Genomic DNA, 12,488 nt, shown 5'->3' on the forward strand with positions numbered 1-12,488 from the left:
CCGCGAAAGGCATCGGCCAAGCAGCCCAATTCGGTAGAAAATACCGCTGACACGCTGTGACAGCTCTGATGACGAAGAGTGAAAAATTAACATGCCCGGTGAGGATTTCAGTCTGAAATCCCTCGCTTTTTTTATCTATTTCTACCACTTTAGATATTTCCACATCACCGGAAAGCCTGATATGGTGCAGGTCCGCGGCTTTGCTGCAAACAAAAAGCAGAAAATCGGCACATGGGAAGAAATACGCTTCTTTACGAATGGATGGAAGCGTTTTTATGATGTGGATGGGTAGAAAATACGCATGTTGTCACGGCTTACCATCTCCTGGTCTCGAGTTGAGGATCATCCTACAGGAGATGCAGAGCACGAGCAGACGGGGGTAGGGTAACGATCATACAGTTTCAGTCAGGTAGCAGACATTCGTAGGATTCATGATGAGGAGGAACGCAAATGACAAGCAAATGGCTTCGTATGACACTCGTATTAACGATTATTCTCTCCATGCTGGCGGCATGCAGTGGTGGAGGTGACTCGGGCGAGCAAGGCGGTAATACGACACCTCCTGCCGCAGTAGATCCCGAACAATATGGAGATACGGGCGGGCTGGTCTTGCCGCTGGTGGATAAACCGACCACGATTACCTGGATGGTTGCTAGCGAGAAGACGGATCTCAACGATTCCCTGATCGTTAAAGAGATTGAGAAGCGTACCGGAATCAAAGTTAACTTTCAGGCATATTCACCAGCCACCTTTCAAGATAAATTGCGCGTGACCGTGGCTTCCGGCAAGCTCCCGGATATATTTCATGGCTTGACGCCGTCGGAACTCAAGAAGATTGGTCAACAGAATGCGGTTGCGGCCATTAATGAATACGTGGATATGCTCCCGAACTTCAAGAAGCTGTACGTGGACGAGAATCCATGGGTCATTCCTTCTTTTGGGGACCAAGAGGGCAATATCTATACATGGCCGATCGCAAACATCAATCGTGATGTTAACCATGGCTTTTTATATCGCAAAGAAATATTCGATGAGGTCGGCATTGAGGAGTGGACGAATACAGAAGAGTTCTACGCAGCTCTGAAGAAGCTCAAGGAAGCTTACCCGGATTCCTATCCGTACGCGTCCAAAACCAAGGAATATATTTTCCGTGACTGGGCCTACGGCTGGGGACTTGGCGGCAAGGACTATCCCACATACTACGATGAGGATTCCAATCAATGGAAGTATGCATCCATTCAGCCTGAGCATAAAGACATGCTTGATTTCATGAAAAAGCTCTATAACGAAGGGTTAATCGATCCTGAATTCTTGACGGATACCGACGAGTCGTGGACATCGAAAATGACGGCCGGTAAGAAATCCTTCGTAACGTGGGATTGGATCGGCCGACTGGACTTGTTCTACAACCAGATAAAGGATCAGAATCCGGATTACGATCTCCGTTATGGAACGCCTGTAGGACCGACCGGCAATGGAGCGACGCTGCCGATGATTGATAACAGCTTTAGTATCGCGGTCGCTAACGGGAACAACAAAGAAGCGGCATTGAAACTTCTGGATTATCTGACAAGCCCGTCTGGCGCAACCTTGGTTACCATGGGGGTCGAAGGAGAGACATTCAAGATCGAGGGAGACAACATCGTTTATCCGGAGCTGACCGACGTGCCATTGGTGGACATCAAAGTTCTCGAAGACCGTTATGGTCTCTGGCTCCAAGGGATGTACGTTAACTCGGACAAACGCAGCGTGTATTACAACTTCACGGAGAAGGAACAGCAAGCGCAGGATAAGCGACTTAGCGCCAACAGCTTCGAGCCATATGATCCGATCCTGAACTTCACGGACGAAGAAACGTCGAGGATCGCGGAGCTGCACACCGCACTCATGAAGTCGGCCAACGAGTTTAATTCCAGATACATTCTGAACAAGAGCTTTGGCGATGCACAGTGGCAGCAGTGGCAGAGCACGGCGGAGAAGCAGGGTGTGAAAGAACTGGTCGAGATCTTTAATCATGCACAGAAACGCTTTGAAGAAGCGGCTGCATCCAACTAGAACACAGCACATCGCTTGGTGGCAGCACTCGAAGCAAGTATCGGGGGCTGCCCTAAGGCGTAAGGAGGTAAATTCATGGCCAGTGCAGGCACGAAATGGAATGATCCCCATACTCGTGAAGGGCTCAACGCGAGAACGACTTCGGTCTTTCGACATATTAAGCGTGATCGACAGCTCTTGATTTTGTTAATCCCATGTCTGATCTTCTATCTGATTTTCCGATACGGGCCGCTGTACGGCATGATTATCGCATTCAAAGATTACAGCGTATTCACAGGCATCGTGGAGAGTCCATGGGTGGGCTTTAGGCACTTTGAGAGGTTTTTTAGCAGCGCGGATTTCTGGCTGTTGTTTAAGAACACGCTGCTTCTGGGCGTCTACAACTTGATCTTCGGCTTTCCGTTTCCGATTATACTGGCGATCTTGCTCAATGAGGTCCGATTGAAGTGGTTCAAGAAGTCGGTACAGACGCTTAGTTATCTTCCGTCCTTCTTGTCGGTTGTTATTATCAGCAGCATGATTATTGACTTTCTGTCACCGAATCAAGGAATTCTAAATCAATTAATTGCAGCTTTGGGGTTTGAGAAAAAGTATTTCCTCATCGATCCGAACTGGTTCCGTACGATTTATGTAGCCTCGGATATTTGGGCTAATGTCGGTTATGAGGCCATTATATATATGGCCGCGATTGCGGGCATCAGTCCTTCCCTGTACGAAGCAGCCAAAGTGGATGGGGCCAAGCGGCGCCATATGATCTTCAAGATCACGATTCCGGCGATCATGCCGACGATTATTATCATGTTCATTCTCAAGACTGGCTCGATGCTGCGGATCGGTTATGAGAAAGTACTCTTGCTCTATAATCCGATGACCTATGAGGTGGCAGATGTCTTCTCAACCTATGTTTATCGTAAGGGGTTGCTTGAGGCTAACTATAGTTACGCAACAGCAGTGGGGCTATTTGAAGCGCTCGTGGCCATGATATTACTCTTGTCGTCCAACTTCATCAGCAAGAGACTGGGGGGAAGCGGACTATGGTAGGACCTAGGTTCAACCTAAGAAATATCTCATGGTTCCAGATCATCAATACGTTGATTCTGCTCAGTTTGGCGGTCATCACCGTGTATCCGGTTGTTTATATTACGGCTGTGTCGCTCAGTGAGACCTCAGAGGTTATTCAAGGCAACGTCACCTTGTTCCCCAAGGGCTTCAACCTGGACGCCTACGCCCAGGTATTGACTGACAACCGAGTTCCCCGCGCTTACATGAATACGATCTTCTACACGGCGCTTGGAACGGCAATTAATTTGCTATTAACGTCCGTGGCGGCTTACCCGCTGGCGCGCAAGAACATGTTCGGCCGCAAGTTCTTCTTGCTGGCGATCATCATGACCATGTTCCTGAACCCTGGAATCATTCCTAACTATCTGGTGGTATCGGAGCTTGGCCTTCTGGATAGCGTGTGGGCACTTGTGCTGCCGAATGCGATCTGGACCTTCGAACTGCTTATTCTGAAAAGCTTCTATGAAAATATGTCGGAATCGCTTCGTGAAGCTGCAGTCGTGGACGGTGCTTCCGAATACCGGATTCTGTTCCGAATCATGATTCCGTTGTCGAAGCCGGCGCTTGCGTCCATCGGTTTGTTCTACTTCATGGGGCATTGGAACAGCTTCTTCATTCCGATGATCTATCTGAATGATGCCAATATGTATCCGCTACAGGTCGTCTTAAGGGATATGCTGATCTTTAGCGACGGTGGGAACAATGCCAGCCTGGTGGATTCGTCCGCATTGGCGCCTCAAGCGATGAAGAACGCTACGATTGTCCTATCGATGATTCCGGTGCTGCTCATCTATCCGTTTGCCCAGAAGTACTTTGCCAAAGGGGTTATGCTCGGATCGGAAAAGGGCTGATATAGAGGGACCGGCGGTATTCGTGTTGAATATGACAAGGATGACATCAAGAGAGGTGATTCGACAATGAATCGATTGATCGCGAGCAGGGGGCTGCTCCAGATTTTCTTCGCATTGCAGTTGGTCATCGGCATCATGTTCATATTCAATTACATCGTGTACAAAAATTCCATCAACGGAATTTACGACAAGGTGAGCGAAAACAACCGGATGGTGATCAAAAATATCATTCAATCGTTCGACACCAACTTCACATCCATCCATAACCTGATCTTCAATATTCATGGGTTGCCTTCCGAGCGAATGCGCAACGACGACGGGTCATACGACATGGAGAAGGTGATGTCCCTTCAAGACAGCCTGTCGACTTTCATGACCAATATGGACATCGTCGAGGACATTATCATCTCCTTTAACGATCATGACCTGGCCATCACAACACGGGGTACAAGCAATCTGGACTCGTTATTCGACAGGCGATACAAGTCGCAGCGCTACAATTCGATGTTCTGGAAGAACTATACGCGCTCGGAGCATGAGTTTACGATGTTCCCTGCGGAGACGTACGTGGATCAGAGCAACAACTATGGTCGCAATCTCATGATTGCCGTGGACAGCAACAAATTCCGAATGTCCAACAAAAATCTGATGATCCTCATTAGCGTCAATGAGCTGCTCAAAGGCATTGATCTCAATTCCATGATCCCCGGCGCTTCATTGATCGTGCTCGATCATAACCGCAACGTGATCCTGAGCACGGAGAAGGACCTGGATCTGGTGAACATTCTCAATGACGTCTATTTCAATCCGTCGCAGGAAGCCTCGCTTACCCAAGGCGACTATGAATATAACTTCTATAAATCCGACTATAACGGGTTCATTTATATTAATAAAATGCCGTACAAGTTTCAGAATATCAATTCCGTGACGAATGCCAACCAGTGGATTATGTATGGGGCGATTGTGCTCGCGGCGATTCTCTCGCTGCTGCTTAGTATTTATCTATATCGACCGGTAAAGAACATCGTGCAGTTGCTGGGCGGAAATACCGCGAAAGGGAATGATTTTGTCAAAATCCAAAGTGGCATTATCAAGGTCCAACGTGAGAATGAGTCCCTTCTCAAACAGATGGATCTGGTGGACGAAGAAATACGCCGCGGCGTATTTTTGCAGACACTGGATGGACATAACCACTCCCGGGAGCAGGAGATGCAGATGCAGAAATATTACACGCACTTTTTCCAGTGCAGGCACTTCATGATGGCATCCATTCATCTCCAAGTGAAAGGCAAGGCGGAAGCCGGGAACGACCTCGTGCTGGAGGAATTAACGGAACAGATTCGCCAGGATTTGCGGGAATGTTATCAGCATGCGGTACTCTATCATGTTGAGCAGCTGACCTTCCTTGCATTGATCGGTCTGGATCACCCGTCCGAGCGCAAGCAGCTGGTTCAATCGTTCGAGGGTTACATTCGTCAATCGCAGGAGAATTCACTGCGGGCATTTACAGTCTGGGGCTGTGTCAGCCGAACGTATGAATCCAAAATCAGTAACTGTGTGGAAGCGTATCGGAATATCAAGGAAGGGCAATTGTACCGTAACGTGGATGCTGAGACGGATCTCGTGGATATCGAGGAGATCCGCTACATACCGGATCTTTATTTTCCATTGGAGCGAATCGAGAAGCTCAGCAATTGTATGATCAGTGGCAAGGTGGATGAAGGGCTGCAGATTGTGAATGAGATTATGACCAAGAACGTATCACTTCAGATCCATCACCATCAACTGGTGCATATTGCGAAGAGCATGTTCTTCTTCGTCGTGAAGCAGGTGGATGCGTCACTGACAGAACGGGATACCTTGTTCCGGCTGGAGAGCGATTTCATGCGTAAGGTGGATCAGGCGTTTACGTATAAAGAGATTCAGGATGCCTTAGTTGAAGTCATTCGCGTAACGGCGAACATGCGGAGCCATGACCCGCGAAGCAAGTTGAATCCTGCATTCATCTCCCAGTATATTGAGCTTCATTACATGGAAAATTTGTATTTGGATCATATGGCAGAGGTACTCGATACGAGCTCGAAGTATTTCTCGAACTATTTCAAGAAGACGTTTGGCGTAAATTATGTGGAATATCTGAATAAAGTGAGGTTATCGCATGCCCGTGAATATTTACGCCATACGGATCTAAGTATTGCCGAGATTGGTGAGAAGACCGGGTATTCGAACGCATCGACATTCACGACGACATTCAAGAAGTACAGCGGCGTCTCGCCGAGTGAATATCGGAAAGCACAGGACAATAAATCATGAGATTCGATAAGGAGGTTTACAATGAAGGCGGTTGCTACCATTCACGGACAAGTCATAGTTGATCAAGTGGATCAACCGGAGGTTACGCCATCCGGTCATGTACGCATTCGGACCGAGTATTCGGCGGTTAGCCCGGGAACGGAAATGATATTCATACGTCAGGCTTCCGGGCGGAAGGTCGTCATGGGCTATAGTGCGGTCGGCATCGTAGAACAGGTCGGCGAACACGTACAGGGAATAGCAGTCGGTCAACGAGTAGCCTGCTACGGTGCACCTTATGTGCGACACGCGGAGTTTCTGAACGTGCCATCGAATCTGACGGCTGTCGTTCCGGATCATGTAGATCCGCAGGAAGCGGCGTTTGCAGGCCTCGGTGCCATCGCCATTCATGCTCTGCGGGTCGCGGATTTAAGGTTTGGAGAGTCGGCTGTGGTGGTTGGCCTTGGTATACTCGGTCAATTGATCGCGCAGATTGCCAATGCGGCGGCGTATCCGGTGGCGGGTTACGATCTGAATGCGGTACGAGCAGCAGGAATGAGAGGTTATATCGCGCATGCATATCATAATCAAGAACAACTGGAGGAGCACATTCAATTAATGACCAGGGGACATGGCGTCGATAGCGTCATCTTGTGCGCAAGCGGACCGGGCGAGGAGCTAATCAACGCCTCCATGCGCTGGATCCGGGATCGGGGAAAGATCGTCATCGTTGGCGATTTGGCCACAACCTATTCCAGGAATGCGATGTTTGGCAAAGAAGCGCAGGTGTTGATCTCACGTGCCGGAGGGCCGGGTCGTTACGATACGAGTTACGAATTGGAGAATACCGATTATCCGATCGGATTCGTCCGGTGGACGGAGGGGCGCAATATGGCCGAGTATATTCGCTTGCTTGCGGAAGGTAGGATAGCGGTAAAATCGCTGATCTCACACGTTGTCCCGGTGGATCAGGCGAGCACGGCCTATGCGCGTTACGGCCCAGGGTCATCAACGCTGGGCACCGTCTTTAAGTATGCATGAGTCCATAATGGTCTTTCCCGGCGGTAGTAGCGGGAAAGACCATTTTTTTTCTATGAAAATAGCACGTGAGGCTTATCATGGATTTACAATAATATACAAATATAATATAATTGTACTGCATATGAATATTTATCTTATTATATGTAAGCGTTATCATATGGAAGGTGGTGGTGCTGTTTAAGTGCCGGAATGATGTCGGCTGCTGTCGAGAGATGAAGATGACAACATTAATCATTAGAGGAGAGATGTTAATGAACGTATTTCGAAAATCCGTAATTCGCAAAACAGCGATGTGGGTGTGTGCCCTTCTGCTCGTTTTGCCTGCCGGACTTTCCATGGCCGCCAACAAACCATTCCCGCAGCATACGACATACACCAGCGGCTCGATTAAACCTAATAATGTAACACAATCGGCGATGGACAATGCGGTAACGAGTAAATGGAATAGTTGGAAAGGCTCTTTCCTCAAACCAGCCGCAACGGGGCAATATTATGTGAAATATAATTCCGCTGGAGAGACCGTATCGGAAGCTCACGGCTATGGTATGATCTTTACGGTGCTGATGGCGGGTTATGACAGTAATGCTCGGACCTATTTTGACGGGCTTTATCGATACTACCAAGCGCATCCAAGCAATAATAATCCGTATTTGATGGCTTGGAAACAGAATAGCAGCTTCCAGAATATCGAAGGTGCCAATTCGGCAACCGATGGTGATATGGACATAGCTTATGCACTCCTGCTTGCGGACAGGCAGTGGGGAAGCAGTGGATCGATCAATTATTTGCAAGCGGCCAAGAATATCATTAATGCGATTATGAGCAATGACGTCAATCAATCCCAATGGACGCTTCGGCTCGGGGACTGGGCTACCAGCGGCAACTACAATACCGCGACACGGCCATCGGATTTCATGATGAATCATCTGAAAGCGTTCAAAGCCGCTACAGGCGACACACGCTGGGATAATGTTATCAACAAGACGTACACAATCATTAATTCGATTTATAACGGCTACAGTTCGAACACTGGATTTCTGCCAGACTTCGTGGTGCTATCGGGCAGCAATTACCAGCCTGCGGGACCAGGGTTCCTGGAAGGGGCTTATGACGGGCAGTATTACTATAATTCCTCTCGGACACCGTGGCGGATTGGAACAGACTATCTCTTGACCGGTGATAACCGTGCACTGAATCAATTGAACAAGATGAATACCTTCATCAAGTCGGCCACAAGCAGCAATCCGGCTAATGTGAAGGCGGGTTATAACTTGAACGGTACGGCGCTGGTGACATACAACAGCGGTGCGTTCTATGCCCCATTCGGCGTAAGTGCTATGACGTCGTCCAGCCATCAGAGCTGGCTCAATTCCGTGTGGACATACACGGTGAATGCATCGGCGGAAGGTTATTACGAGGAGAGCATCAAGCTGTTCTCGCTGATCGTAATGTCGGGTAACTGGTGGACTTATTAATTTCTATCTGATGGCTCTTCGAATCAGATCGTGTGTCAAATAAAGCCACAGCGGTGCTCAGGATGTTATTCCTGCGCCGTTATGGCTTTTTTTCGTTAGCCGCTTTCTTGAGCAAATTATGATAAGGTGTTGCAGCATGGTGCGAAAGAATCGAAGCTTGGCTAAGGGGGGAGGATCGGGGTTATGACACCTTAACAAATTTCAACGATGGATAAGCTTATTCATAAAGCGTGGTCAATCGACTTATTGGCCGCGTTGGAAACCTGAGAGGAGAAGAAGACGATGTATTATTATGGTTATCGATTTTCTGATAAGAACGTGCTTACGTTAGAAAGTATAAAAATGGTGCAGATGATAGCGATTTGAATTAATTGTTATTAAGATTAAAGGTAGTATTGTAGAATAAGGGTCGGAAAAATTTGAAACCGAACGACTTTTATTGCGTATTCCTCAGATTGGCGATGGAGCCATGATTAATGAGGCAATAAAAGATTCTTATGAATTTTTGGATAAGTGGATTCACCCAATTCCAAAAACCGAAGAGACTGAAGCCAATGCTCGTAAGCTTCGATCGAATTTCTTTTTGCGTGAAGCATTAACTTTTAAATAGGCCGTTTATAAGAACTCTAGCAGTCGGTCGATTATAGATTATAAAACTAGCAGATTAATTTAACTTTTAGATTCATTACAAAGGCTTTCTTCCATGAAGTGTAGAACTTATTATGGGAGGAAGCTTTTTTGTGTGTGACTTGCTTCATAGCATATTTTTTCTTGCTCCAATAATAAACATTCCCTACCGGAATGTCGATGATGAGTATATATAGAATACGTTCTAGTCGTTGTTTGTTGTGGTCTATATTTGGGGGTGAACAAATTGGGCGATCGGGGGCTGGATTACAGGCGGATTGGCCTGGTCATGGTGCTGTGTGTAGGGTTATTGATGTTGACGGCAGCTTGTACGGTGGCGGAGTTGCCGGCGGAGGACGCGCGCCAATCGGTGTCCAACAAGACTCGGGGGAGTCAAAATCAGGGTCTGTGATCATGGCGAATGATGCTGTGCAAAAAGCAGGCGAGGAGAGGAACGAGAGCAACACCCAGAACTTGGAGAGAGAGATCTTCGAAGTGGACTTAAGCAAAATCGAGCGTACGGCGATTGAAACGGTGATCCTCATGTACGAAGCTCTCCAGGCCAAGGACAAGGAGAGCTACTTCCAGCATGCTGACATTCCGAGTATGCGGATATCTCCGGCTAAATTGGAGGTTATGATGATCGAAGCGGGCCGGCGAGAACTTCGGCCGGAACGGTTCATGCTATTGGATCGATCGGTACTGGATCCGGAGAAGCTGTCATTGTTGGCTTTGACTTATGGCAGCCAAGCAGAAGTCGTATTGGAGGAGCTAAGCCATGGCGATCGGCATCTATGGTTCGTTAATGAATTTCCGGACGGACCGAGGGTTGTCGATCAGAATACGATCTATCCGGGTGCCTATGAGCTCGGTAGGGACGCGGGTCTCGAAGAGTTGATCAATGTCGGGATTGAGCAAGCGGCAGAGAATCGCCGGTTCCTGGCGGTTAAGTCGAAGAAACCGATCATGACTCCAATGCAGACGGTCTCCATGCTGTATCAGGCGGCACAAGATGGCGATGAATCGACTTTCTATCAGCTCTCCGGTGGGGATGAGGGGTATTTCGCTGGCAGGTACGCACAGGATATGGTGGAATTCTCGGAGTGGATGAAGGCATTCGAAAGCGTGCAGCGCTTCCCGATGGAAGACATACCGCGCGCCAAGCTCGCAGGCGCCTATCGGGCAGATTACAATGAGCGTTTCGGTTCCGAGTGGCAAGTGGTGGTAGCCTGGGACCCGCGCGAAGAGAGCGGGTACATGGGAACATCCTGGATTATGGCGCCAGGCATGGACGGTATCCGTTATGTGGTGAAGCAGGCATTGACAGCCGATCTGAAGTCGTTCCTCAGCGATGAATACATACGTGTTCCGCAGATGATAACAACGAGTAGCAGCACAGGCACCAGTTCAGCGATAACAAAAGCGCGCATCCGGAATAAATTCCTGCTGCGTGCTTTTGTTATTGCGGAGCCCTTACGGCTGCAGATTCTTGATGGTATCCAGCGTTTCGTTGATCTTGTCCACGGTCTGGACGATGTTTGAATTCTGGATGTCGGTCACTCCGTTCTGAATCTGATCCATGTAACCGTTAATGTCCGTTAACAACGTATCGTTTAACCCGACCAACTGCTCATGGATGGAGTCGGCGAAAGCGGGGGCATCGATCCCGTTAAAGTCGGCGATCCGCTGCTTCATCTCTTCCAGCTCCTTATTCAGCGCCTCTGTGGCTTCGGCGCTTTTAGCTGCCTGCTTCGCCAGTTCAGGTATGGAGCTCGCGAATTGCGAGGTTTCATTAATGAAGGTTCCGGCTTCTTGTGTATAGTCAAGGGACTGGTTGACGCTATCCAATAGGGAACATCCGGAGAGCGTAATCAGCATCATTGGGATCACTAGCCATTTTTTCATGGGGGTCATCCTCCTGTTCAGCATTCGTTTGTCCTTTTCCTACGCATGAGCGAGAAAAAGGTTTTGTTTTTTTGCGGGGAGTCGTTGGAAAAGGAGAGCTCGACGAAAACGAGCAGGCAGGGGAGCGCGCGTTCCGCTACTTTAATAATGGCTGCCTTGGATCAAGCGGATAAGGTGAATGAAGCCTTCCACCATGCGCGCAAACATGCTTTTTCCGCCAGTGGTTCCCGTTTCTCCTTGTTCGGTCTCCTCCCCGGTGCTCCCCGGCTTCGCGCCTTCGCCGAGCGAAGCAACGTCCACGCCGGCAACAGGCCCGGTGTTCCCGCACAGATGGGCCTTGGGCTTATGGATGTCATCGGCGTCGGCAAAGACAACGTATTCTTTGCCCTTCTCGAACGTATCCCAGCCGTTGGAGTAAATGTCGATACGCTGCAGCTTCGAGTCGCCCTTCCACCATTCCGTAACTTCGAACGTATAATAGAATTTATCGACCAGGCGATGATCCTGCGTGGAGACCAAGGTTCCGCGGAATACGATGTCTGAGTCCGCAACTTCCTCCGTGACAGCCCGGGGTGGCGCGCAAGACAGGGCGTGTACCGGCTCGCTGCCCCAGCCAAGCCATGCCTGCCCGAGCAGCATCAGGCTGAGCAGGGCGAGTATTCCTGTTCTCTTCATGATATCCCTCCACCTTAACAGTAAAATTTATGTAATAGACGATAGGGGGAGGCGGATTGTTGCAAACGGAACCAAATACCCGGGAACCGCAGGCTCCCGGGGGATGGACTTCAACCATGATGAATAGATTTTGGCTAGATCTGCCTTGCCTCGAGTCGCCTGGCGATGATCGACAGCGTGTAATTCAAGGTGAAATACTAGAAGCCATTCATCAAGCGATTGGTCTGGGAATTATGAAGGGTGATGAATCTGGCTATATTCGACCGCGGGCAGTCACTTCACGAGCAGAAATGGTCGTCATGCTTTCCCGTATCCTGCAGCTACAGAACGGAAACTAAGATTTTTTGAATGAAACGATGCACATGCGAATTTAATAAGAGTAATTAAATCAGGCAAGCTGGGAGTTTCCCCCCAATCTCTATTTTTTGTGTAATAACCATTAATTAGATGGGGAGACACTCCTTTTTTTGCGCTTAAATAGCCTTTTTCTTGTCTTCTAAAACTT

13 protein-coding genes are annotated in these 12,488 nt (G+C 48.7%); 11 read left to right on the forward strand and 2 right to left on the reverse strand.

Going from position 1 to position 12,488, the window contains the following annotated elements; all coding sequences use genetic code 11:
• The first annotated feature begins 91 nt into the window (after nucleotides 1–91).
• From JCM10914_RS09465 to JCM10914_RS09500, 10 genes are all read left to right on the forward strand, one after another.
• A complete protein-coding gene (locus JCM10914_RS09465) occupies nucleotides 92–292 on the forward strand; it encodes a hypothetical protein (protein WP_023960037.1) in 201 nt (66 codons plus the stop codon).
• Nucleotides 293–450: 158 nt separating this feature from the next.
• Entirely contained in the window at nucleotides 451–2,055 is a 1,605-nt protein-coding gene (locus JCM10914_RS09470; protein WP_023960039.1) for an extracellular solute-binding protein, read from the forward strand.
• Nucleotides 2,056–2,130: 75 nt separating this feature from the next.
• Nucleotides 2,131–3,096 carry a sugar ABC transporter permease gene (locus tag JCM10914_RS09475; RefSeq protein WP_023960040.1) on the forward strand — a complete coding sequence of 322 codons (966 nt, stop codon included), beginning with the start codon at nucleotides 2,131–2,133 and terminating at the stop codon, nucleotides 3,094–3,096.
• Nucleotides 3,090–3,968 (forward strand): carbohydrate ABC transporter permease, encoded by an 879-nt coding sequence (locus JCM10914_RS09480; RefSeq protein WP_023960041.1) that lies wholly within the window; start codon nucleotides 3,090–3,092, stop codon nucleotides 3,966–3,968. The genes JCM10914_RS09475 and JCM10914_RS09480 overlap by 7 nt, the downstream gene beginning before the upstream one ends.
• 66 nt (nucleotides 3,969–4,034) lie before the next feature.
• Entirely contained in the window at nucleotides 4,035–6,281 is a 2,247-nt protein-coding gene (locus JCM10914_RS09485) for an AraC family transcriptional regulator (RefSeq protein ID WP_023960042.1), read from the forward strand.
• Between the two features lie 21 nt (nucleotides 6,282–6,302).
• On the forward strand, nucleotides 6,303–7,301 hold the full coding sequence (locus JCM10914_RS09490) for a zinc-binding alcohol dehydrogenase (RefSeq protein WP_023960043.1): 999 nt from the start codon (nucleotides 6,303–6,305) through the stop codon (nucleotides 7,299–7,301).
• A 251-nt stretch (nucleotides 7,302–7,552) separates the two neighbouring features.
• On the forward strand, nucleotides 7,553–8,776 hold the full coding sequence (locus JCM10914_RS09495; RefSeq protein ID WP_023960044.1) for a glycosyl hydrolase family 8: 1,224 nt from the start codon (nucleotides 7,553–7,555) through the stop codon (nucleotides 8,774–8,776).
• A 469-nt stretch (nucleotides 8,777–9,245) separates the two neighbouring features.
• Nucleotides 9,246–9,386: a hypothetical protein gene (locus JCM10914_RS28300; RefSeq protein WP_197286835.1), complete on the forward strand. Its 141-nt coding sequence runs from the start codon at nucleotides 9,246–9,248 to the stop codon at nucleotides 9,384–9,386.
• 264 nt (nucleotides 9,387–9,650) lie between these two features.
• Nucleotides 9,651–9,815, forward strand: coding sequence for a hypothetical protein (locus tag JCM10914_RS28825; RefSeq protein WP_023960045.1), 165 nt, complete (start codon nucleotides 9,651–9,653; stop codon nucleotides 9,813–9,815).
• A gap of 2 nt (nucleotides 9,816–9,817) precedes the next feature.
• Nucleotides 9,818–10,945, forward strand: coding sequence for a hypothetical protein (locus JCM10914_RS09500; protein ID WP_023960047.1), 1,128 nt, complete (start codon nucleotides 9,818–9,820; stop codon nucleotides 10,943–10,945).
• On the opposite strand, the gene JCM10914_RS09505 is transcribed toward JCM10914_RS09500, so the two are convergent.
• On the reverse strand, nucleotides 10,877–11,308 hold the full coding sequence (locus tag JCM10914_RS09505) for a DUF6376 family protein (RefSeq protein WP_036717510.1): 432 nt from the start codon (nucleotides 11,306–11,308) through the stop codon (nucleotides 10,877–10,879). The two genes, JCM10914_RS09500 and JCM10914_RS09505, sit on opposite strands and share 69 nt — an antisense overlap.
• Nucleotides 11,309–11,449: 141 nt before the next feature.
• A complete protein-coding gene (locus JCM10914_RS09510) occupies nucleotides 11,450–11,983 on the reverse strand; it encodes a hypothetical protein (RefSeq protein WP_023960049.1) in 534 nt (177 codons plus the stop codon).
• Nucleotides 11,984–12,099: 116 nt separating this feature from the next.
• Between JCM10914_RS09510 and JCM10914_RS09515 the strand changes: the two genes are divergently transcribed.
• Entirely contained in the window at nucleotides 12,100–12,321 is a 222-nt protein-coding gene (locus JCM10914_RS09515) for an S-layer homology domain-containing protein (RefSeq protein WP_023960051.1), read from the forward strand.
• The last annotated feature ends 167 nt before the right edge of the window (nucleotides 12,322–12,488 follow it).

It is taken from the genome of Paenibacillus sp. JCM 10914 (genome assembly GCF_001315105.1).
GTDB lineage: Bacteria > Bacillota > Bacilli > Paenibacillales > Paenibacillaceae > Paenibacillus_AQ.

Bases quoted from the DNA above. Each gene is read 5' to 3' on its own strand.
- JCM10914_RS09480 (WP_023960041.1), top strand. From the start codon at position 3,090: ATGGTAGGACCTAGGTTCAACCTAAGAAATATCTCATGGTTCCAGATC.
- JCM10914_RS09475 (WP_023960040.1), top strand. From the start codon at position 2,131: ATGGCCAGTGCAGGCACGAAATGGAATGATCCCCATACTCGTGAAGGG.
- JCM10914_RS09510 (WP_023960049.1), bottom strand. From the start codon at position 11,983: ATGAAGAGAACAGGAATACTCGCCCTGCTCAGCCTGATGCTGCTCGGG.
- JCM10914_RS09500 (WP_023960047.1), top strand. From the start codon at position 9,818: ATGGCGAATGATGCTGTGCAAAAAGCAGGCGAGGAGAGGAACGAGAGC.
- JCM10914_RS09465 (WP_023960037.1), top strand. From the start codon at position 92: ATGCCCGGTGAGGATTTCAGTCTGAAATCCCTCGCTTTTTTTATCTAT.
- JCM10914_RS09485 (WP_023960042.1), top strand. From the start codon at position 4,035: ATGAATCGATTGATCGCGAGCAGGGGGCTGCTCCAGATTTTCTTCGCA.
- JCM10914_RS09495 (WP_023960044.1), top strand. From the start codon at position 7,553: ATGAACGTATTTCGAAAATCCGTAATTCGCAAAACAGCGATGTGGGTG.
- JCM10914_RS28300 (WP_197286835.1), top strand. From the start codon at position 9,246: ATGATTAATGAGGCAATAAAAGATTCTTATGAATTTTTGGATAAGTGG.
- JCM10914_RS09490 (WP_023960043.1), top strand. From the start codon at position 6,303: ATGAAGGCGGTTGCTACCATTCACGGACAAGTCATAGTTGATCAAGTG.
- JCM10914_RS09470 (WP_023960039.1), top strand. From the start codon at position 451: ATGACAAGCAAATGGCTTCGTATGACACTCGTATTAACGATTATTCTC.
- JCM10914_RS09515 (WP_023960051.1), top strand. From the start codon at position 12,100: ATGATGAATAGATTTTGGCTAGATCTGCCTTGCCTCGAGTCGCCTGGC.
- JCM10914_RS09505 (WP_036717510.1), bottom strand. From the start codon at position 11,308: ATGAAAAAATGGCTAGTGATCCCAATGATGCTGATTACGCTCTCCGGA.